Source organism: Cupriavidus sp. F041, assembly GCF_057814235.1.
Genome location: NZ_JBVASY010000002.1, coordinates 4359071 through 4378536 on the forward strand (window position 1 = coordinate 4359071; position 19466 = coordinate 4378536).

General features: G+C 66.3%; 18 protein-coding genes. 8 read left to right on the plus strand and 10 right to left on the minus strand.

Going from position 1 to position 19466, the window contains the following annotated elements; all coding sequences use genetic code 11:
- Nucleotides 1-75: 75 nt before the first annotated feature.
- From ACZY0R_RS37370 to ACZY0R_RS37390, 5 genes are all read right to left on the minus strand, one after another.
- Nucleotides 76-813, minus strand: a complete 738-nt coding sequence (locus ACZY0R_RS37370) for an aspartate/glutamate racemase family protein (protein ID WP_488865620.1) — start codon at nt 811-813, stop codon at nt 76-78.
- A gap of 375 nt (nt 814-1188) precedes the next feature.
- Complete coding sequence (gene hydA, locus ACZY0R_RS37375) at nt 1189-2604, minus strand: dihydropyrimidinase (protein WP_488865622.1); 1416 nt, start codon at nt 2602-2604, stop codon at nt 1189-1191.
- A gap of 13 nt (nt 2605-2617) precedes the next feature.
- A complete protein-coding gene (locus tag ACZY0R_RS37380; protein ID WP_488865624.1) occupies nt 2618-3346 on the minus strand; it encodes a maleate cis-trans isomerase family protein in 729 nt (242 codons plus the stop codon).
- A gap of 62 nt (nt 3347-3408) precedes the next feature.
- Entirely contained in the window at nt 3409-4632 is a 1224-nt protein-coding gene (locus ACZY0R_RS37385; RefSeq protein WP_488865626.1) for a serine hydrolase domain-containing protein, read from the minus strand.
- Nucleotides 4633-4762: 130 nt separating this feature from the next.
- On the minus strand, nt 4763-6061 hold the full coding sequence (locus ACZY0R_RS37390) for an MFS transporter (protein WP_035865749.1): 1299 nt from the start codon (nt 6059-6061) through the stop codon (nt 4763-4765).
- Nucleotides 6062-6242: 181 nt separating this feature from the next.
- Between ACZY0R_RS37390 and ACZY0R_RS37395 the strand changes: the two genes are divergently transcribed.
- The 3 genes from ACZY0R_RS37395 to ACZY0R_RS37405 all read left to right on the plus strand — a co-directional run bounded on the left by ACZY0R_RS37395 (nt 6243) and on the right by ACZY0R_RS37405 (nt 9371).
- Nucleotides 6243-6971: a GntR family transcriptional regulator gene (locus ACZY0R_RS37395; protein ID WP_045240455.1), complete on the plus strand. Its 729-nt coding sequence runs from the start codon at nt 6243-6245 to the stop codon at nt 6969-6971.
- A complete protein-coding gene (locus ACZY0R_RS37400) occupies nt 6968-7810 on the plus strand; it encodes a fumarylacetoacetate hydrolase family protein (protein WP_488865629.1) in 843 nt (280 codons plus the stop codon). The genes ACZY0R_RS37395 and ACZY0R_RS37400 overlap by 4 nt, the downstream gene beginning before the upstream one ends.
- 304 nt (nt 7811-8114) lie before the next feature.
- Entirely contained in the window at nt 8115-9371 is a 1257-nt protein-coding gene (locus ACZY0R_RS37405) for a M20 aminoacylase family protein (protein ID WP_488865631.1), read from the plus strand.
- Nucleotides 9372-9437: 66 nt separating this feature from the next.
- Here ACZY0R_RS37405 and ACZY0R_RS37410 read toward each other — a convergent pair whose 3' ends face one another.
- Nucleotides 9438-10334 (minus strand): AraC family transcriptional regulator, encoded by an 897-nt coding sequence (locus tag ACZY0R_RS37410; protein WP_488865633.1) that lies wholly within the window; start codon nt 10332-10334, stop codon nt 9438-9440.
- Between the two features lie 110 nt (nt 10335-10444).
- Here ACZY0R_RS37410 and ACZY0R_RS37415 point away from each other — a divergent pair, with 110 nt between their 5' ends.
- Nucleotides 10445-11704, plus strand: a complete 1260-nt coding sequence (locus tag ACZY0R_RS37415) for an MFS transporter (RefSeq protein WP_488865635.1) — start codon at nt 10445-10447, stop codon at nt 11702-11704.
- A 126-nt stretch (nt 11705-11830) separates the two neighbouring features.
- Here the strand turns inward: ACZY0R_RS37415 and ACZY0R_RS37420 are convergent, their stop codons facing one another.
- The 3 genes from ACZY0R_RS37420 to ACZY0R_RS37430 form a co-directional block, all read right to left on the minus strand.
- Complete coding sequence (locus tag ACZY0R_RS37420; RefSeq protein ID WP_488865637.1) at nt 11831-12895, minus strand: methyl-accepting chemotaxis protein; 1065 nt, start codon at nt 12893-12895, stop codon at nt 11831-11833.
- Nucleotides 12896-13039: 144 nt separating this feature from the next.
- A complete protein-coding gene (locus tag ACZY0R_RS37425; RefSeq protein ID WP_488865639.1) occupies nt 13040-14353 on the minus strand; it encodes a M20/M25/M40 family metallo-hydrolase in 1314 nt (437 codons plus the stop codon).
- 103 nt (nt 14354-14456) lie between these two features.
- A complete protein-coding gene (locus ACZY0R_RS37430) occupies nt 14457-15062 on the minus strand; it encodes a MarR family winged helix-turn-helix transcriptional regulator (RefSeq protein WP_488865641.1) in 606 nt (201 codons plus the stop codon).
- 122 nt (nt 15063-15184) lie between these two features.
- Here ACZY0R_RS37430 and ACZY0R_RS37435 point away from each other — a divergent pair, with 122 nt between their 5' ends.
- The 3 genes from ACZY0R_RS37435 to ACZY0R_RS37445 all read left to right on the plus strand — a co-directional run bounded on the left by ACZY0R_RS37435 (nt 15185) and on the right by ACZY0R_RS37445 (nt 17608).
- Entirely contained in the window at nt 15185-16168 is a 984-nt protein-coding gene (locus ACZY0R_RS37435) for an EamA family transporter (RefSeq protein WP_082095060.1), read from the plus strand.
- A gap of 24 nt (nt 16169-16192) precedes the next feature.
- Nucleotides 16193-16516: a hypothetical protein gene (locus tag ACZY0R_RS37440; protein WP_488865643.1), complete on the plus strand. Its 324-nt coding sequence runs from the start codon at nt 16193-16195 to the stop codon at nt 16514-16516.
- Between the two features lie 102 nt (nt 16517-16618).
- Nucleotides 16619-17608 (plus strand): Bug family tripartite tricarboxylate transporter substrate binding protein, encoded by a 990-nt coding sequence (locus tag ACZY0R_RS37445; RefSeq protein WP_488865645.1) that lies wholly within the window; start codon nt 16619-16621, stop codon nt 17606-17608.
- Here the strand turns inward: ACZY0R_RS37445 and ACZY0R_RS37450 are convergent.
- On the minus strand, nt 17595-18371 hold the full coding sequence (locus ACZY0R_RS37450) for a response regulator transcription factor (RefSeq protein WP_488865647.1): 777 nt from the start codon (nt 18369-18371) through the stop codon (nt 17595-17597). The genes ACZY0R_RS37445 and ACZY0R_RS37450 overlap by 14 nt on opposite strands.
- Nucleotides 18372-18667: 296 nt before the next feature.
- On the opposite strand from ACZY0R_RS37450, the gene ACZY0R_RS37455 reads away from it, so the two are divergent.
- Nucleotides 18668-19366, plus strand: a complete 699-nt coding sequence (locus ACZY0R_RS37455; protein ID WP_488865649.1) for a response regulator transcription factor — start codon at nt 18668-18670, stop codon at nt 19364-19366.
- Nucleotides 19367-19466 lie beyond the last annotated feature (100 nt).

A 19466-nucleotide genomic window follows, 5' to 3' on the forward strand; every position in this document is an offset into this window, starting at 1 on the left:
CTCCGGCGGTCGCATCGAAATGCTTGGCCGACGAATTATAAGAGATGACCGCGACAGCCCCGTCCAGCGTCACAGTTAATCCAGCATCGCCGCCAGCGTCGGCGGCAACCCGTGATTCGGCTTGCGCGGAGGCCGCGCGAAGCTGCCCTCGGCGGCACCGACAGGCGCCAGCGCGATCAGGCTCTCGCAATGGCGGATCGCGCTCGACACACCATCCACCACCGGCACCGGAATCTTGTCCTTGAGCGTACGCGCCAGTCCGGCCAGCGGCGCCCCCGCCACGATGATCACATCAGCGCCATCCTCCCGCACCGCCTTCAGGCTCAGCTCCTCCAGCCGCGCCGCATGATCCTCCTGCACGCTGCCGATATCGCGCAACGGCTGCTGCAACGAACGCACGCTGGCCAGCCGCGAGGTCAGCCCGTTGGCGGCCACGCACTCGCGATACCAAGCCTCGATCCGATGCGAGATCGCGATAATGGAAAAACGCTGCCCGAGCAGGCAAGCGCTAGCCAGCGCCGCCTCCGTCATGCCCACCACCGGCACATCGAACAATTCCTTCAGCCCCGCCAGCCCCGGATCGCCAAACGCAGCCACCACCAGGCCATCGAACTGCCCCTGATGCTCCGCCGCCGCGCAAGCCGTAGCGTAGCCCCCCACCAGCGCCTCGAAACGCGTCTCGATATAAGCCACGCCAAACTGCGCCGTCGCCATCTCTAGCGAAGTCCCAGGCGAAGCCGTACGCGCCGCCTCCGCACGAATCAGCTCGGTAACGCTCTCGGAAATATTAGGATTAACAACAAGAATACGCATGATCAAATCCGAAGAATTGCTAACCACCACCAGGCCCCCAGGGGCCACCACCCACGCGATGCGAAGCGAGCCGTAAAGGTGTACCAGGCCGTATGGGGCGCCTCGGGATCCGGCGAAAAGAGCGGAAAAGAGGGACCCATGTCTGAGTATCGCCTTAAGGCGATGCGAGTTTGGGTCCCGGCCGCTCTTTTCGCCGGATCCCGAGGGGGTGTCGCCCCATCCGGCGCGCCTTCTTTGCCTACTTTCTTGGCAAGACAAGAAAGTAGGTCGCCCCCCGCAGGGGGGTTGAAACTGCCTTTGACTTTAGGCTTTTGAAGTTGAAGTTGAAATCGAAGTCGAAGTCGAAGGAGAAGTCGAAATCAAAACCACCAACCCTCAAACCAACGAAGGCGCCCCCGACGGCAAGAACCGCCCCCGCCCCGGAACCGGCTCCAGATACTTCCCATCCTCCACCAGCAACTCCCCCCGCGAGAAGCAATGCACCGGCCACCCGGTCACCTCGATCCCCTCATAAGGCGTGTAATCCACCGCATGATGCAGATCGCTATTAGCAATCCGCACCTTCCGCGAAGGATCCCACAACGCAATATCGGCATCTGCGCCAACAGCGATCGTCCCCTTGCGCGGATACAACCCATACAGCCGCGCCGGCCGGTAGGAAGTCAGCTCGACAAACTGATGCAGCGAAAGCCTGCCCTTCGCAATCCCATCGAACAACAGCGGCAACCGCGTCTCGATCCCCGGCACGCCATTGGGAATGTGGTCAAACGGCTGTGCCGTGCCACCCAGCTTCTTCCCTTCCGGATCGTCATAGTTGAACGGCGCATGATCCGAAGAAAACACACTGAACACACCATTGGTGAGCGCACGCCACACCGCAGCCTGATTCTCCGGATCCCTCGGCGGCGGGCTGCAGACGCACTTCGCGCCTTCATACCCATCGTCGCCAGGCAATCCCATATCCTCGGCGGTGAGATACAAATACTGCGGACAAGTCTCCGCCAGAATCGGCAACCCCCTGCCCTGCGCCCACCGGATCTGCTCGATCGCTTCCTTGCCTGACACATGCACGATCAGGATCGGCACATCGACCAGCTCCGCAAAGGTAATCGCGCGATGCGTGGCTTCACGTTCCACCAGAGCCGGACGCGCCATGCCGTGGAAACGTGGCGAAATGCGTCCTTCCCCGACCAACTTCTCGGTCAGCCACGAGATGCAATCCGCATTCTCGGCGTGCACCATCACCAGCGCATCGTTGCGCTTGGCCACATCGAGCACGTCCAGCATCTCGCGATCCGACAGCTTCAGATCGTCGTAGGTCATATAGACCTTGAACGAGGTATAGCCCTTGCGGATCAACTCGGGCAATTCATGCTGCAACACTTCCGGCGTGGGATCGGCCACGATCAGGTGGAATCCGTAATCCGCAACCGCACGGCCCTCCGCGCGGCGATGGTAGTCCGCCACCGCAGCCTTGAGCGAGCCGCCCTTCTCCTGCGCCGCAAACGGAATCACCGTGGTCGTGCCACCGCAAACCGCGGCGCGCGTGCCGGTGAAGAAGTCGTCCGCCATGCGCATGCCGTCCGGCATCGGCTGGTCGAGGTGGACGTGGCCATCCACGCCGCCGGGCAGCGCCAGCAGGCCGGTGGCATCCATTTCGCGCGTGCCGCGCGGCAGGTCATTGCCCAACATGGCGATACGGCCATCGCGCACGCCGATGTCGCAGGTGAAGCGGTCGGAGGCGGTGACCACTTCGGCGTTGCGGATGACGAGATCGAGTTCGGTGTTCATGCGCCCTGCTCCTTCAGTCCACTTCGGCAAACAAGCGGCCCCAGCCGCGCAGCTCGCGCGTATCCACGCCAGCCAGCCGCAGCGATTTCCACACCACGGTGGAGATCGTGTCGTAGACGGGGATGCCTGTCTCGGCTTCCAGTTCCTCCACGAGGTGCGCCGCGCGCAGGTTGGTGCAGAAGGTCGTGATGGCTGCCGGCTTGTGCTGCGCCACTTCGCGCACCATGCGGCGGATGGTGTCTTCTTCCACTTCGGCGAAGCTGTAGTTCACATGCAGGTCGAGGTGGCGCTCCGCCGCGCAGCCAAAGCCGTTGCGCTTGTAGTTCTGCACGATGCGTTGCTGCACATCGTCGAGATAGGGCGTGACCAGGCCGAAGTCGCGCGCGCCGGTCTTTTCCAGGATTTCGTTCAGCGCCAGCACCGAGGTGGTGGCGGGGATGCCGGTGGCCTCGGTGATCTGGCGGCACAGCGCCTGGTCTTTCTCGAAGCCGAGCCAGCCGGACGAGGTGCCGTTCCACGCGATCACGTCCACGCGCGCGTCGGCCAGCAGTTTGGCCGCACCGATGATCTTGTCGAGATCGAACTGGCCCAGCGCCTGGTCGCGCAGCGAGATCTCGGTGACGGTGAAGCGCGAGAAATGCGCGCTGACGTTCGGCAGGCCGCTCAGCATGGCGCTGGTGATGGGTTCCAGCGCGGTATTGGACGACGGCGTGAGCATGCCGAGAAGGGTGCGTTTGGTCATGGGAGTAAAGCTCTCAGGAAATGGCATGGCCCGGTGCGATGCGGTGCCCGGGGCCATGCTCGTTATTGTTCGGGTTTGTCGTTGAAGGCGAGGGCGGTGCCGGGCTTGCCGTGGCTGGCGTGCGCCAGCGCAAGCTCTTGACGGAGAGCGGCTTGCCGCTCGGCGTCCGGCCTGACCTTGTTGCCGGCTTGCAGCGCAGGCAGCACGTAGTCGTTGACCATCTTGCGGTAGAGGTCCAGGTAGGCGGCATCACGCAGGCCGCCGGAGGTGGACATGATGCTGTTCATCACCACCACGGCGTTCTGCTGCGGCAGCACGGTGATGAACTGGCCCTTGAAGCCCATCGCGCTGAACTCGCGCTCGCTCTTGACGATGTTGTTGACCCAGCAGTAGTAGCCGTAGTCCGCGGCCGGCCCGGCGGGCGTGGTCATGCGCGCCACCCAGTCAGCGGGCACGATCTGCCGGCCCTGCCATTTGCCCTGGTTGAGCATCAGCAGGCCAAGCTTGGCCATGTCGATGGAGCGCAGGCGCAGCCCCCAGCCGCCCGAGACCGCGCCCTTGCCGTCGGCGCCGTCCCAGCGGTAATGCGACATGCCGAGTGGCTTGAACAGGCGCGCCTCGGCATAGCGTTGCTCCGGCTGGCCGCTGACTTGCGTGATGGTGGCGCCCACCAGCACGGGGTTGACGTCGATGTAGTCGAATTCGGTGCCGGGCTTGGTGCGCACGGCGGCGGACGCGGCCACCTTCAGCCGGTCCGGCACGCCGTAATAGAGCGTGTCGGTGCCTTCCACCAGCTTGTACGACAGGCCGCTGGACATCGACATCAGGTGGCGCAGTTCGATGTCCTGCTTGTCGGCCAGCGCCGGCGCCAGGTCCGGGCGCGCGGCGGCCAGCAGCGGGGCGGGCTTGTCTTGCGCGGTGAGCTTGCCGTCGCCCACCAGCGTGCCGACCAGCAACGCACTGATGAACTTGGTGACGGAGTAAAGCTCATGGTTGTAGTCGCGGGCGAGTTCGTCGCCGTAGCGCTCTAAGACCAGCTTGCCGTCCTTGATGACGATCAGGCTGCGCACGTCGAGCTGGTCGCGGCGGATCCATTGCGACAGTTCGACCAGCTTGCGCGAATCGACGCCGACGGCTTCAGGCTGCGCCGTGGGCAGGTCCGCGGCGGATTGCATCGCCTTGGCCGCTTGTTGCGCGGGGGCGGGAGCCTGCGCGTGCGCGGTCCCGAGCAGCAGCAGGGCGGCTGCCGTGGCGGCGCCGGCCAGTTTGCGTGGGCTTGCTTTCATGAAGTGTCTCCTCAACCGCCCGGCGCGCGTGGCGCGGCCGGGACGGGAGCGGTTCAGGCCGTGCCGCTGCCGGCTTGTGCCGGCGCGGCGCGTACGTGGGGCAAGACTTGGTGTCGAGATCTGGCTGCGCTCAGACCGGCAGCTTCTTCTCGTAGTCGATCGCGGTCGATGCGAGGAACAGGCCCACGCCGGCGGCGGCGAAGAACATCAGCGCCAGGAAGTAGGAGCCGGTGAACTGCACGATCATGCCGACGATGATGGGCACGGTGATGCCGCCGATATTGCCGCCCAGGTTCATGATGCCGCCCAGCACGCCCACCTTGTTGCGGGTGCCGAGGATGGACGGGATGCACCAGAACAGGCCGCACCAGCGCAGGAAGAACAGCGTGCACGAGAGCAGGATCACTACCACTACCGGATCCTTCACATAGGCCACCGAGAAGATCGACACGGTGGCGACCACGGCGGCGATACCGAACAGGGTACGCATCACCAGGTTGGGCCTGCCGCCCGCGGCCTTCCACTTGTCCGCGATCCAGCCGCCGACCAGCTCACCGACGAAGCCGGAGAAGAAGATGATGAAGCTGGCGCCGCCCATCTGCTTGATGTCGAAGCCGTGCACCTTGTTCAGGTAGTTGGGCATCCAGGTCAGCAGGCCGTAGAAGACGCTGTTGAAGCACATCCAGCCGATCGCCATGCACCACACCGAGCGGTACTTGAGGAAATCGAGCGAGCGTCCGGACAGGTTTGCCGGCTCGGCGCGATGTTCGGTGGCTTGCGCGGCTTCGATATAGCTGGCTTCAAGCTCATTGACGCCACGGTGCTCGCGCGGGGAGTTGCGCACGTAGTACCACGCCGCCAGGCCTGCCAGCACGGTGCCCACGCCGGCCACCACGAAGGCGAGGCGCCAGGAGCCCAGCGCGGTGATCAGCCAGGTGATGATGATGGCGCCGAGCGCCGCGCCCAGCGGCGCGCCGCCGTCGAGCAGGGTGGCGCCGCGGCCACGTTCGTTCTGCGTCATCCAGATCGCGTTGAGCTTGCCGCCGGCCGGGTAGATCGGCGCTTCGGCCGCGCCCAGGCCAAGCCGGGTCAGCAGCAGGGCGCCGGCGCTGGTGCATACCGCCGCCAGAGCCTGGAAGGCGCCCCAGAAGATGGTGGCGGTGGCGATCACGATACGCGGCTTGTACTTGTCCGCCAGCATGCCGCCGGGGATCTGCATGACCGCGTAGGTCCAGAAGAAGGAGCTGAGGATCAGGCCCTGCATGGTGGGGCTGAGGTCGAATTCCTTGGCGATCAGGGGCATCGCCACCGACAGCGACGCGCGGTCGATGTAGTTGATGGCGATGAGGAACAACATCATCAGGAAAATCTTCCAGCGTACGGAGCTCTTGGTCTCCGTTAGCGCCGCAGCCCGGCTTGTCGTTTGCATGACGCGTGTCTCCTTTGAGGAATGGTAGGGCGGTTTGTGTTTTGTGTCGCGCAACTGGAACGGAGTATAGGATACGTAATCTGTAATTACAACTCTCGTAAGTCATTGATTTTATTGTTAAGCAAACGCACAATTTCAGGGTGTGATAGCCTTCTTGTGGTGCATGTTCCCCATCTCGGTGATGTCTGTGACTCAAACGCTTCCTAAATCCACGCGCCTGCGCACGCTCGGCATGTCCGCCGAGATCGCCTCCCGTCTGCGCACCATGATCGAAGAGGGCGAACTGCCCCCCGGCGCGCGCATCGACGAACGCGCCTTCTGCGAAATGTTCGATGTGTCCAAGACGCCGTTGCGCGAGGCGCTCAAGGTGCTGGTGTCCGAAGGGCTGGTACTGCATCGGCAGTACATCGGATACCGCGTGGCGCCGCTCGATCTGGACGAATTGCGTTCCACTTTCGAAACCCTGCACGGGCTGGAAGCCACCGCCGGCGAACTGGCCGCGGCGCGGCTGTCCGAGGTGGCGATGGCGCGGCTGGAGCGCAAGCACCAGGCCATGCTGGATGCCCACGCCGCGGGGCGGCGCACCGAGTACTTCCGCACCAACCAGGAAATCCACCAGCTCATCATCGACGGCGCCGCCAACCCGGTGCTGGCCGGCATCTACGCCGCGCTGATGAGCAAGGTGCACCGTGCGCGCGGCGCCGCCAACGCGGATATGCTGCGCTGGCAGGAATCGCACGAGGAACACGAAGCCATCATGGCCGCGCTGCGCGAACCGGGCCGCCCGCGGCTGCCACAGGTGCTGCGCCAGCATTCCGAGAACACCGCCAAAGAAGTCCTGACCGTGGTCGCGCGGACCCTGTCCGAGCCCGCCGGCCGCACTGTCACCGAAGCCAAGGGGAAACGATGAAACTAGTACGTGTGGGTAAACCGGGCGCGGAACGCCCGGGACTGATCGATGCCGAAGGCCGCGTGCGCGACCTGTCCGGCGTGCTGGACGGACTGGGGCCGCAAGCGCTGTCCGACGAAGCGCTGGCACGGCTGGCCAAAGTGGACCCGGCCACGCTGCCGGTCGTGCAGGCCGACCGTTTCGGCGTGCCCTGGACCGGCATCGGCAAGATCGTGGCGATCGGCCTGAACTACGCCGACCACGCTGCCGAGGCTGGCATGCCGCTGCCGGCCGAGCCCATTGTCTTCCTCAAGGCCAACAGCTCGCTCAATGGCCCCGACGATGCGGTGATGCTGCCGCGCGGCTCGGAAAAGACGGATTGGGAAGTGGAACTCGGCGTGGTGATCGGCAAGGTGGCACGCGATGTCTCGCGCGACGAAGCGCTTTCCCACGTTGCCGGCTACTGCGTGGTCAACGATGTGTCCGAGCGCGAATTCCAGATCGAGCGCGGCGGCACCTGGGACAAGGGCAAGGGCTGCGATACATTCTGCCCGGTCGGCCCGTGGCTGGTCACGCGCGACGAAGTCGCCGACCCGCAGGCGCTGGCGCTCTGGCTGGACGTCAACGGCGAGCGCGTGCAGAAGGGCAGCACCGCCACCATGGTGTTCGACGTGGTCACGCTGGTGAGCTACGTCAGCCGCTTCATGACGCTGCACCCTGGCGACCTGATCTGCACCGGCACCCCGCCGGGCGTGGGCATGGGCTTCAAGCCGCCGCGTTTCCTCAAGGCGGGCGACACGATGCGCCTGGGCATCGACGGCCTGGGCGAGCAGGGCCAGACGGTGGTGGCTTACGCGTAGGGCTGGTTGGTCCGGTTGAACGCCAGGAAAAGGGCGGCCAGCGATGGCCGCCCTTTCTGCTTTGTGCGTGCTGCTTGTACCGCCAGCCGCACTCGCCGGCATCCGCGGCGCGTTGAAGAAGGCAGGGCCTGTGATCCCCGCGCACAAGTTCAATTTCCCGCAGCGCTCCCCGCGCCCGAAGGGATCGTCCCCCGTTCGCAACAGTTGTTCCCCTGATTTCGCTACAAAGGGTTAAACCGTTTGCCCTCTGCGCTCAGCGTGAAATACTGTTTTCTATACGCCTCAAAAAATCGAGCACACCGCCATGTCAGAACACGCACCCGAATTCATCGAGTCTCTTCTCTCCGACTCACCCGCGGCATTAACAGCGGCACGCCCGCTGCGCCTCTCCCACTTCTGCGAACTGGCCGACACCCTCGACAGCCGGGCCGAACTGGAAGCTATCCGCCACAGCATCCACCAGCACCCCGAACTCGCCTTCGATGAAGTGCGTACCGCCGAGCTCGTCGCCAGCCAGCTGGAAGGCTGGGGCTACGAAGTGACGCGCGGCGTTGGCGGTACCGGCGTGGTCGGCACGCTGCGCCAGGGCGGCTCACGCCGCAGCATCGGCGTGCGCGCCGACATGGACGCGCTGCCCATTCACGAACGCACCGGCCTGCCATACGTCAGCATCCATGCCGGCAAGATGCACGCCTGCGGCCACGACGGCCACACCGCCGTGCTGCTCGGCGCCGCGCGGCAACTGGCGCGCACGCGCCATTTCAACGGCACCGTCCACCTGATCTTCCAGCCCGCCGAAGAGATCGGCGCCGGCGGCGGCGCCGAACGCATGCTGGCCGACGGCTTGTTCGAACGCTTCCCGTGCGATGCAATTTTCGGGCTGCATAACCATCCTGGCGTGGAAGCCGGCATGTTCATGTTCCGCGCGGGCCCGTTCATGGCGGCTTGCGATACGGTGGCCATCACCATCCGCGGCAAGGGCGGCCACGCGGCCCGGCCGCACCAGTCGATCGACCCGATCCTGGTGGCGGGCAGCCTGGTGATGGCGCTGCAGAGCATCGTGTCGCGCAATATCGACCCGAACGAGACCGCGGTAGTGACGATCGGTACGTTGCATGCGGGGCATGCGCCAAATGTGATTCCCGAAAGCGCCAAGCTGGAGCTGAGCGTGCGGTCGTTTAGTCCCGATGTGCGGCGCACGCTGGAGAACCGTATCCGGCAGTTGGTGACTTCGCATGTGGAAGGCTATGGAGCTAGCGTGGAGATCGATTACATCCGCGGTTATCCGGTGCTGATCAATAGCGAGCGCGAGACGGAGTTTGCCCGGCAGGTGGCCGAGGAACTGGTGGGGCCGGAGAGGGTGGTGGCGAATTTTCCGCTGATCGCGGGGAGTGAGGATTTTGCTTACTTCCTGCAGCAGCGGCCTGGGTGCTTTGTCAGGATGGGGAATGGGGCGGGGCAGCCGTTGCTGCATAACGCTGGGTATGATTTTAATGATGAGAATTTGACGGTGGGGGCGGCTTATTGGGCTAGGTTGGTGGAGAGGTATTTGGAGGGGTAGGGGAGCTATAGGATGTTGGTGTGCGGGGGGGTGATGGGGTTAATTTGGGCGGCGTTGGTTGTCGCCTCACCGAAAAAACCCACTAGGCGGCACCCCAAACTGCCTCCTAAACATAGTAGAAAACGCACTAGGACTCTCATACCCAAGATCCAGCGCCACATCTACCACCTTAGCCCCGGCGGCCAGCCCCTCCAACCCCGCCAGCAACCTCGCCTGCTGCCTCCACTGCCCAAACGTCATCCCGGTCTCCCGCGCAAACCGCCGCTGGATCGTCTTGGGATCCACGCCCAGCCGCTCCCCCCATTCAGCCAGCGTCAGCGCCGTATCCGGCGCCCCGACAATCGCATCGCAGATCTGCCGCAACCCGGCGTCGGCGGGACGCGGCAAGTGCAGGGGCAGCGTTGGCACCAGCATCACTTCATCCAGCAGCAACCGCATCAACCGTCCGTCGCGGGATTCGGCCGCGTAAGGCGTCGGAATGTCGATCGCGGCGAGGATGAGTTCGCGCAGCAGCGGCGTGATGCCGAGCACGGTGCAGCGTATAGGCAGGTTGGCGGCGGCGTCCGGGCGGATATAGGCGGTGCGCATGCGCACGTGGCCAACCATGCGGATCCAGTGCACGGTGCCGCCGGGCATCCACATGCCGCGCGTGGGCGGGACGATCCATTGGCCTTCTGCGGTGGCCACCACCATCACGCCATGTACGGCGTGGATCAACTGGGCATTGGGATGCTGGTGCGGCTTGGTGACGTGGCCCGGCACGTAGTCGGCCGCCATGGCGGTGACCGGCATCAGGCTGCGGTCGTAGCGGAGATAGGCGGGCACCGCCGCGTAACTGTCGGCGCGGTCAATGCCGGGAGTATCGGCAGGATAGCGCGGGGGCGAGGGTGGGGCGCTGGCGCCGTGCGGCGCGAAAGGCGCAGCGTCCGCACCTGCGTTGCGGCGAGTAACGGGACGGGGCATGTCCTTTTCTCCAAGGTTGCGGCCCTATTCTCGCAGGACAGGCGGAATTGCGCCATTTAGGATGGGCGCCAGGATTCCCCCCTTGTTTTCTCTCAGCCCCCGTTTCCATCATGAGCAGCCGCATCGATACCGCGCCAGGCGGCGCGAACGCCTCGCCGCAGGGCCATGCCCCGAGTCTTCACACTACGCAGGCCGCCGCCGAGCGGACCGGTTTCCGCGTGCTGGGGGCGATCAGTTTTTCGCATTTCCTCAACGACATGATCCAGTCGCTGATCCTGGCCATCTACCCGATGCTCAAGGGCGGCTTCAATCTCAGCTTCACCCAGATCGGGCTGCTTACACTGACCTACCAGATCACGGCTTCGCTGCTGCAGCCGGTGGTCGGGCTGTACACCGACAAGCATCCCAAGCCGCAGTCGCTGTCGATCGGCATGGGCTTCACGCTGTGCGGCCTGCTGCTGCTGTCGGTGGCGCCGACCTATGGCGTGCTGCTGGTGGCGGCCGCGCTGGTGGGTACCGGTTCGTCGATCTTCCATCCGGAGTCGTCGCGCGTGGCGCGCATGGCTTCGGGCGGCCAGCACGGGTTGGCGCAGTCGATCTTCCAGGTCGGCGGCAACGCGGGTAGCGCCACGGGGCCACTGCTGGCGGCATGGATAGTGCACCAGCAGAGCAGCGTGGCCTGGTTCTCGCTCGCGGCCTTGCTGGCCATCGCCGTGCTGTGGCAGATCGGTATCTGGTACGGCCGCGAGCTGGCCCATACCACGCGCAAGCGCAAGGCGGTTTCCACGCACGCTCCGCTGCCGCGCAGCACCGTGGTGCGCGCCATGCTGGTGCTGATGGCGCTGGTGTTCTCCAAGTATTTCTACATGGCGAGCCTGAACACCTATTACACCTTCTACCTGATGGAGCGTTTCGGCCTGACGCGGCAGAGTTCGCAGCTCTACCTGTTCGTGTTCCTGTTCGCGGTGGCGGCCGGCACCATCCTGGGTGGTCCCATCGGCGACCGCATCGGCCGCAAGCGCGTGATCTGGGCGTCGATCCTTGGCGTGGCGCCGTTCACGCTGATGCTGCCGCACGCCAACCTTTTCTGGACCGGCGCGCTGTCATTCATCATCGGCTTTATCCTGGCGTCCGCCTTCTCGGCCATTCTGGTGTTCGCGCAGGAACTGATCCCTGGCAAGGTGGGCATGGTGTCGGGCCTGTTCTTCGGCTTTGCCTTCGGCATGGGCGGCATCGGTGCAGCGGTGCTGGGCAAGCTGGCGGACACGCATGGCATCCAGTCCGTCTACGAGTTTTGCGCGTTCCTGCCGCTGCTTGGGCTGCTGGCCATTTTCCTGCCCGACCTCGGCGGGCGCGAAAAGCTGGCCTGAGCCTGTGCGCAGTGGCCCGCGGCCATATCGGTGTTCGATTCCATGCACCGTCGTGGTGCTCATGCGCCACATCGCAGCAACCCCACGCGGTGCCCGGAGTACCTGTGGGGCTGCCCTATCAGCGCATCAAGCATGTCCTGCCGGATGCCCGCCGCCGGCCGGATGCTGGACGATCACGCCATACCAGCCCAGCCCCGGATAGGTCTCGTAACCCGGCGTGCGGGCAAATGCCACCAGCGCGCCGTCCGGCGCCTCGTACCAGCCGGTAGGGTGGTTGTCGTCCTTCAGCGGGAAGGTCTCGGCCAGCAAGCCCATGCCATCCGACGCGGCGATGACGCGGTGCTTCGCGTCCACCAGCAGGCAGCGCGTGTGCTGCCAGTCTTCCGGGGACAGGCGTACGCCCTTGACTACCGCCTGCGCCTGCGGCGCCCAGTTGAAGAAGATGGCGAGCACGCCGGCGGGGGCGCCAGTGGCGCGGCCGCCTTCGCGGATGGCGGTGGCATAGGTGGCCACGCTGGCGCTGTCGAGAAAGCGCGATATCGCGACATCGTGCGCGATATACTCGTCGCCCGTCGTGGTGGCCATCGCGCGCTTGAACCATTCCACGCCCGAGACATTGCGTCCTGCCACGCCGGGGTAGGCGTGCGGGCGGCCATTGGCGAGAACGCGCCCCTGCGCGTCGATCACCCACAGGTCGAGGTAGACGGTGTAGCTGTTGAGGATGACGCCGAGGCGCTCGCTCGCATGGCTGGCGCTGGCACGGTCGGGGTTGCTCACCGCATCGACGATGGCCGCATCGGTGGCCCACCAGCGCACGTCGCAGGAGCGCTCGTAGAGGTTGCGGTCGACCACGTCGATCATGTTCAGCGCCATGTCGGCCAGGCGCTGGCCCTGGTGGCCGCGCATCTGCCGGATCATGGCGTCGCCGAGCTGGGTGAGCTCGGCAATGGAGCCGCTCAGCTCCGTGGTGAGCTCACCGGTGATGCCGGAGATGCGCTCGGAGACCTGCTTGACCTGATTCGCCACGACGCTGAAACCACGGCCCGCATCGCCGGCGCGGGCCGCCTCGATCAGGGCGTTCAGGGCAAGAAACTTCGTTTCCCGGTTGATCTCGGCGATGCTGGAGATCTTGTCGTCCGCGATAAACCCAACGTGGTGAGACAGCTCGACGATGCGATCTGCACTTGCCATACGGTATCTCCCATTCAGAATCAGTGACCTGTCAGGAGCGCGGCGTGTGCTGTCGAAAACGGTCCGCACCATGTTTGTTCTGCGTCGCTCCTGTCGTCCTCCATAGGCGAGAAGCGTGCCAGCCCTGCATCAGGCTGGCGCAGATCAGCGGCCAGTCTTGTCCTGCGACACGTCCATGATCATGCGCGTGAGCAGGTACAGGCGCGGCGTGACCGAGTTGAGGTCGACATACTCGGCATCGTTGGAGTGCGCGCCAAAGCCGCGCAGGCCGAAGCGCTCGATCACCGGCGCCTTGGTGGCGGCCGCGGCAAAGGCCGCATCGGTGCCGCCGCCTTCGGCGGTGTCGTACACGGCCAGCTTCTCACCGATCTCGGCATATACGCCTTGCGCGTGCGCGGCGAGCTTGCGCGCGGCATCGGTGGCTTCCAGCGGCGGGCGGCGGCGTTCGAACTTCACTTCCACCCTGGTATCCGGGATCAGCCGCTTCTTCACGCGCTCCTGCAGCGTGCGCTCCAGGTTGTCGTAGTCGGCGGTGCGCAGCACGCGCACATCGGCCTGTGCCGTGGCGGTGGCCGGGATCACGTTGCGGTTGGTGCCGGCCGACGAGATCGTCCAGTTCACCTTGAGCCCGCTGTCCGGGTTGGACAGGTCGCGCATCTGCAGGATCTGGTGCGAGAGTTCATACAGCGCGTTGCGGCCCTGTTCGGGCGAGCTGCCCGCGTGCGAGGCCTTGCCATGCACGGTCAGCGAGATCGCGCCGATGCCGCTGGTGGCGAGCGACAGGCGGTCGCCGGTCACGCGCGTGGCTTCGCAGGAGAACACCGCGTCCTGCTGGCCGCCCAGCGTGGTCAGCATGGCGCGCGCGCCGGGCGAGCTGATCTCCTCGTCGCCGTTGATCAGCACGGTCAGCGTGCCGTAGTCCTTGAAGCCCATCTTCTGCAGGATGGCTACCGTATGCAGGATCACCGCCACGCCGTTCTTGTCGTCGGCGATGCCCAGGCCGTAGGCGCGGTCGCCGTCGATGCGGAACGGCTGCTGCGCCAGCATGCCGCGCAGGTAGACCGTGTCCATATGGGCGATCAGCATGATGTTGCGCTTGCCCGTGCCCTTGAACTGCGTCATCACTATCTTGCCCACCTGCCTGGGCGTGTCTTCCATGCGGTAGACCTCGGTGGGCTCGATCAGCTTCGCATCGCCGCCCATGGCGGCCAGCCGGTCGCGGATCAGCGCGGCGATGCGGTCCAGCCCTTCGATGTCCTTGCTGCCCGATTCAATCGACACCAGGTCCTTGAGGGTGGCGATGAGCGCGGGCTTTTCCTGCTGGGAGAGCTGGTAGGCGGGCTCCACCGGCGCCGCCTGCGCCGCGGCGGCGCAGAGCAAAGCGGCAAGCGTGGCGGCGGCTTTCAGTGACGGACGGCGGGAAAGGGCGCTGGCGTGCGGGCGAAGGTTCAAAAGCATGCGATAGTCTCCGGGATGCGGTGGGGGGCGTAAATGGCGCGGCCGAAGGGGCAATAGGCCGGGGGCCGGAAGCCCGGAAGCCGCGCTGGTGTAAGGGACAGAGTTATTCGTCAGCCGGCTCGAAACCCTGCAGCCAGCGCCGCAGCAGTCCTGCCAGCTGCTTGCGCTCAGCGGCCGTCAGCCGCTCCAGCAAGCGATGCTCGTTGGCCACGTGCACCTCCAGCGCGTGGTCGACGCGGTCGCGGCCCGGCTGCGTCAGCTCGATCAGCAGCCCGCGCCGGTCATCCGGATTGGGGCAGCGGCGCACCAGCCCGGCGCGTTCGAGATGGTCGAGCCGGTTGGTCATGGTGCCGGAGGTAATCATCAGCGAATCGATCAGCGCACCCGGCGACAGCGCATAGGGCGGCCCCGAGCGGCGCAGCGTGGCCAGCACATCGAACTCCCAGCTATTCAGGCCGGCCGGCGCCAGCGCCGCTTCCACCGCGCGATCGGTGTGACGCGCCAGGCGCCAGACGCGGCCGATGATGCCCATCGGCGCGGCATCCAGGTCCGGGCGCTCGCGCGCCCACTGGGCCAGGATGCGGTCGACGCGATCGCCTTGCACTTTGGCTGGCTGGGCTGGCTGGCCGGCTTGGGGAGACGCGCCGCCGCCGGTTTCCTCGTTGGGCGCCGTTGCGCCGTGTGCCTTGGGTTTGCCGCGGGTGGCCATGATGTGTGCTGCGATTTGACTGAGTGGCAAGAATCTTGACATCAAGCCTTTCACTTCGTAAAGTAGATTTTAAATCTTGATATCAAGATTCTTTTTGTGAAGAAAAATAAAGGCATGACGACATGAAGCCCGACGCCCAGCCTGCCCTCCCGCTGTCATCCCGGCAGGTTGCTCCGGTCCCGCAGGCGCAGGTACGCGCGGCGGATATCCTGCTGACCGCCTCCGCCCCGCTGATCTGGGGCAGCACCTACCTGATCACCAGCCAGTGGCTGCCGCCGGGCCAGCCGCTGCTGTCCGGCGTGATCCGCGCGCTGCCCGCCGGGCTGGCGATGCTGGCCTGGGGCCGGCAACTGCCGCGCGGCAGTTGGTGGTGGAAGGCGGCGTTGCTGGGCGTGCTGAATATCGGCTTGTTCCAGGCCATGCTGTTCATTGCCGCTTACCGCCTGCCGGGCGGGGTCGCGGCCACCGTGGGGGCCATCCAGCCGTTGCTGGTGGTCTTGCTGGCCTGGCTGCTGCTGGGCGCGCGGCCGCATCTTGCCGCCTGGCTGGCTGGCCTTGGCGGCATCGGCGGCGTGGCTCTGCTGGTGCTGGGGCCCGCCGCGCGGCTGGATGCCGTAGGCGTGGCCGCCGCCGCGGCCGGCGCGGTATCGATGGCCCTGGGCACGGTGCTGGCCAAGCGCTGGCGCCCGCCGGTCTCGCCGCTGGTGCTCACGGCCTGGCAGCTCACCGCCGGCGCCCTGTTCCTGCTGCCGTTCGCGCTGGCCTTCGAAACCCTGCCGGCGCGCCTGACGCTGCCCAATGTACTTGGCTACACGTGGCTGTGCGTGGCCGGCGCCGGCGTCAGCTACGCATTCTGGTTTCGCGGCATCGGCCGCCTGCCGACCGCGGCGGTGTCCGCGCTGGGCTTGCTGAGCCCGGTGAGCGCCACCGTGCTGGGTTTCCTGGTGCTCGGCCAGACCCTGAGCACAGCACAAATGGCGGGGGCTTTGCTGGTGCTGGCAAGCGTGTGGCTGGGCCAGCGCGCGCCGGTGGCTGCGGCGCGGCAGGGGCAGGGGCCGCAGGCAGCCGATGGCGCGCAATCGCCGTTGCCGCATCGACAGGGGTGAAATGCGCGCCGTTTTTACGGCATCATGGCGGTCATGACGTCTGCCGTGCCTCCCCCCAACGCGCCGCGGCCCGCCCGGCCTGCCTGTGACCACTGCCTCGCGCTCGCGGCGGATTCCCGCCGGCGTGAGCCGCATGCGCGCCTGGCGCTCAAGCACACCGCCCCGCTGGTGAGCCGGAGTGCAGCTGGCGTGCCGTTCAGCATGCTCACCTTCACTTGCCGCGAGTGCGGCACCGTATGGCGGCTGTACGACCGCGCCAATGAGCTGTTCGTATCGTGGGTACCGGAGTGTCCGCTGGCTCCCCGCGGCCCGGCGGCGCCGGGAGGCGTGGCCGATCGGATAAAATAGCGCCCGTTTCCTGCATTGAGGCCAGCGCCCGTCCCGGGCCGCCCAGCGGCGCCAGCGCGGCCGGTCCCGTCTCCAACCGTCGTCCTCGCCGTTCCCCCATTCATGTCCGCTTCCCGCCGAATTCCCTTGCTGGCTGCTGTTTCGGTGGCTGCGGCCGTCCTGGCCAGCCCGCTCGCCGCCACTGCCGCCGACGCGTATCCCGCGCGCCCGATCCGCCTGATCGTCGCCTATCCGACCGGCGGCATCAGCGATGCCGTGGCGCGCGCGCTCGGCGAGCGCCTGTCGGCCCAGACGGGCGCCTCGGTGGTGGTGGAAAACAAGGCGGGCGCGGGTGGCAGCATCGGCATGGACGCCGTGGCCAAGGCCGCGCCGGACGGCTACACGCTGGGCTTCTCCTCGACCAGCCCGCTCACGCTCAACCCGCACGTCGGACACGTCAACTACGATCCGCAGCGCGATATCGCGCCGGTCATGAGCGTGATGTACTCGCCGGTGCTGGTGATCGCCACGTCAAGCTTCGGCGGCAAATCGTTCCAGGACCTGCTCGCACAGGCCAAGGCCAGGCCCGGCTCGGTACGCTGGGCCACGTCGGGCCTGGGCACGGTCGGCCATGTCATGCTGGAGCAGGTCAAGGCGAAGTCCAGGGCCGACCTGACGCTGATTCCCTACAAGGGTGCCGGGCAACAGATGAACGATGCGCTTGGCGGCCAGTTCGAGGTGATGAGCACCAATGCCAGTCCCATGCTGACGCAGCACATGCAGGCCGGACGGCTGCGCGCCCTCGCCGTGGGGGCGCCCAGGCGCATCGAGTCGCTGCCCAATGTGCCGACCTTCGCCGAGCTGGGATACCCCAAGGCCAACCTGACTTCCACTTTCGGCATCTTCGCGCCGGCGCGCACGCCGGCGGCCATCGTCACGAAGCTGAATGCCGAACTGAACAAGGCCCTGGCCGAGCCCGAGGTGCGCGAGCGCCTGCTCAAGGGTGGCGAGGTGCCCACCGGCGGCACCGCCGCGCAGTTCGCCGCGGCGATCCGCGCGGAGTATGACGACAACGCCCGCATCGTGAGGGACGCGGGCATCAAGGCGGACTGAGCCGCCGGCTGGCTGGCCCCTGGCGGCAACTGCCGCCGTTGCCGGCGCCATGCGCGGGCCCTGATGGCCGGTCCGGCTGGTCGATCAGATCGAGCCGGCAACCGCTCGCGTACACCGAGGACAGCCGCACGCCGTTGCGCGGACCCAGCGCGAGCTTGGTGCGCACGCGCGAGAGATGGCTGTCCACCGTGCGCGATGCCGGCGACACGTCGCGCTGCCAGATTTCTTCCTCGATGGTCTGGCGCAGCAGCAACTGGCCGGCATGGCGGAACAGCAACACGGCCAGTTCGTACTCCTTGGGCGCCAGCCTGACCGGGTGGTCGTTGATATAGGCGCGCCGCTCGCCGAGGACAAGGCGGTAGGCCCCAAGCGTGAGTTCGCCGCAGGCCTGCGCCACCGGCGCCATGCGCCGCAGCAGCGCCTCCACCCGCGCAGCCAGTTCGGCGTGGCGGATCGGGGCAGCCAGGAAGGCATCCGCGCCATGCGCGAAGCACTGGGCGATGTGGTCGTCGTCGCTGGTCTGGCTCAGCAGCATGACCGGCAGTTCGTCGCCGAGGGTGCGGCGTATCCACTGCAATATGTCCGGTGCCGGGATGCCGGGAATCTCCCAGGCGTGAAGCAGCAGCTCGTAAGGCTCGTTGCGCAGGGCCTGCATCAGCGCGCCGCCTTCGCGAAAGCGCACCGAGTCGTGGCCGCTGAGGCTGAGTGCCTGCTCCAGCAGCATGGCACGGGCCGGGTTGTCCTCCAGTACAGCGATTCGCATGAAGTCTCTCCTCGCGCGCGGGCTTCGGCGCGCCTGCCTCCCGGGTCTGGTCGCCGCGCTGCGCATGGCGGCGCCGGGATGGCGCGGCACTGCCAGAGCATCTAGCTTTGTGCCGTGCGCGGCGGAAAGCAAAAAGCCATCGCTAGCGAAATTTGAGAAAATTCCCATCCGAAAGCGTCTTCGCGCGGTTTTTAATAGCGGATAGCCCCGCAGCGTCGGGCCCCACTGGCGCCAGCGGCGCCAATCACAGCGAGACCGACGGGCCACCAAGCCGTACCGGCCAACCAAGCATGGGAATGAAGATCGCTTCTCTCGAAGACGAACCGGCCGAGGCGGCCCTGATCCGGCAGATACTCGGCGAGGCCGGGCATGTCTGCATGACCTTCAGGCGCGGCCGCGAACTGCTGCTGCACCTGCGCGAAGAAAACTTCGACCTGCTGCTGCTCGACTGGCAGATGCCGGATCTTTCCGGCAAGGAGGTGCTGATGTGGGTGCGCGCCAACCTGGACCGGCGCGTGCCCGTGATGTTCCTGACCTGCCGCAATGCCGAGGAAGACGTCATCGAAGGCCTCGTCGCGGGCGCCGACGACTACATGCTCAAGCCGGTGCGGCGCGGCGAGCTGCTGGCGCGTACGCAGTCCCTGCTGCGGCGCGCCTACCCGGACCCTGCCGCAGGCGGCGAGCACGTCAAGCTGGCCGACTATGTCATCGACTGCGGCGCGCGCACGGTGGCCCACCGGGCCCGGCCGCTCAGGCTGACCCCCAAGGAATTCGACCTCGCCGTGCTGCTGTTCCGCAACGAAGGACGCATCGTGTCGCGGGACCATATCGTGGCGGCCGTGTGGGGGCGCGAGCTTTCGCAGCTGTCGCGCACCATCGATACGCATATATCGCGGGTGCGCAGCAAGCTGGCCCTGCATCCCGAGCATGGGCTGCGGCTGCAGCCCGTCTACACGCTCGGCTACCGGCTCGAACTGACCGGAGGCGAGCGATGAGGGCGTGGCTCGGTCACGGGCTTGCGCGGCTGGCGGCGTGCCTGTGCGCGGCGGAGCAATGTATCGGGCGTCTCGCTGTCGACATGGGGGCGGGGCAGGA

Excerpts from the sequence above, each read along its gene's own strand:
- ACZY0R_RS37435 (WP_082095060.1), top strand. The coding sequence starts at position 15,185 with ATGAAGCCCGACGCCCAGCCTGCCCTCCCGCTGTCATCCCGGCAGGTT.
- ACZY0R_RS37445 (WP_488865645.1), top strand. The coding sequence starts at position 16,619 with ATGTCCGCTTCCCGCCGAATTCCCTTGCTGGCTGCTGTTTCGGTGGCT.
- ACZY0R_RS37405 (WP_488865631.1), top strand. The coding sequence starts at position 8,115 with ATGTCAGAACACGCACCCGAATTCATCGAGTCTCTTCTCTCCGACTCA.
- ACZY0R_RS37425 (WP_488865639.1), bottom strand. The coding sequence starts at position 14,353 with ATGCTTTTGAACCTTCGCCCGCACGCCAGCGCCCTTTCCCGCCGTCCG.
- ACZY0R_RS37400 (WP_488865629.1), top strand. The coding sequence starts at position 6,968 with ATGAAACTAGTACGTGTGGGTAAACCGGGCGCGGAACGCCCGGGACTG.
- ACZY0R_RS37415 (WP_488865635.1), top strand. The coding sequence starts at position 10,445 with ATGAGCAGCCGCATCGATACCGCGCCAGGCGGCGCGAACGCCTCGCCG.
- ACZY0R_RS37450 (WP_488865647.1), bottom strand. The coding sequence starts at position 18,371 with ATGCGAATCGCTGTACTGGAGGACAACCCGGCCCGTGCCATGCTGCTG.
- ACZY0R_RS37390 (WP_035865749.1), bottom strand. The coding sequence starts at position 6,061 with ATGCAAACGACAAGCCGGGCTGCGGCGCTAACGGAGACCAAGAGCTCC.
- ACZY0R_RS37455 (WP_488865649.1), top strand. The coding sequence starts at position 18,668 with ATGAAGATCGCTTCTCTCGAAGACGAACCGGCCGAGGCGGCCCTGATC.
- ACZY0R_RS37430 (WP_488865641.1), bottom strand. The coding sequence starts at position 15,062 with ATGGCCACCCGCGGCAAACCCAAGGCACACGGCGCAACGGCGCCCAAC.
- ACZY0R_RS37440 (WP_488865643.1), top strand. The coding sequence starts at position 16,193 with ATGGCGGTCATGACGTCTGCCGTGCCTCCCCCCAACGCGCCGCGGCCC.
- ACZY0R_RS37395 (WP_045240455.1), top strand. The coding sequence starts at position 6,243 with ATGTCTGTGACTCAAACGCTTCCTAAATCCACGCGCCTGCGCACGCTC.
- ACZY0R_RS37420 (WP_488865637.1), bottom strand. The coding sequence starts at position 12,895 with ATGGCAAGTGCAGATCGCATCGTCGAGCTGTCTCACCACGTTGGGTTT.
- ACZY0R_RS37385 (WP_488865626.1), bottom strand. The coding sequence starts at position 4,632 with ATGAAAGCAAGCCCACGCAAACTGGCCGGCGCCGCCACGGCAGCCGCC.
- ACZY0R_RS37410 (WP_488865633.1), bottom strand. The coding sequence starts at position 10,334 with ATGCCCCGTCCCGTTACTCGCCGCAACGCAGGTGCGGACGCTGCGCCT.
- hydA (WP_488865622.1), bottom strand. The coding sequence starts at position 2,604 with ATGAACACCGAACTCGATCTCGTCATCCGCAACGCCGAAGTGGTCACC.
- ACZY0R_RS37370 (WP_488865620.1), bottom strand. The coding sequence starts at position 813 with ATGCGTATTCTTGTTGTTAATCCTAATATTTCCGAGAGCGTTACCGAG.
- ACZY0R_RS37380 (WP_488865624.1), bottom strand. The coding sequence starts at position 3,346 with ATGACCAAACGCACCCTTCTCGGCATGCTCACGCCGTCGTCCAATACC.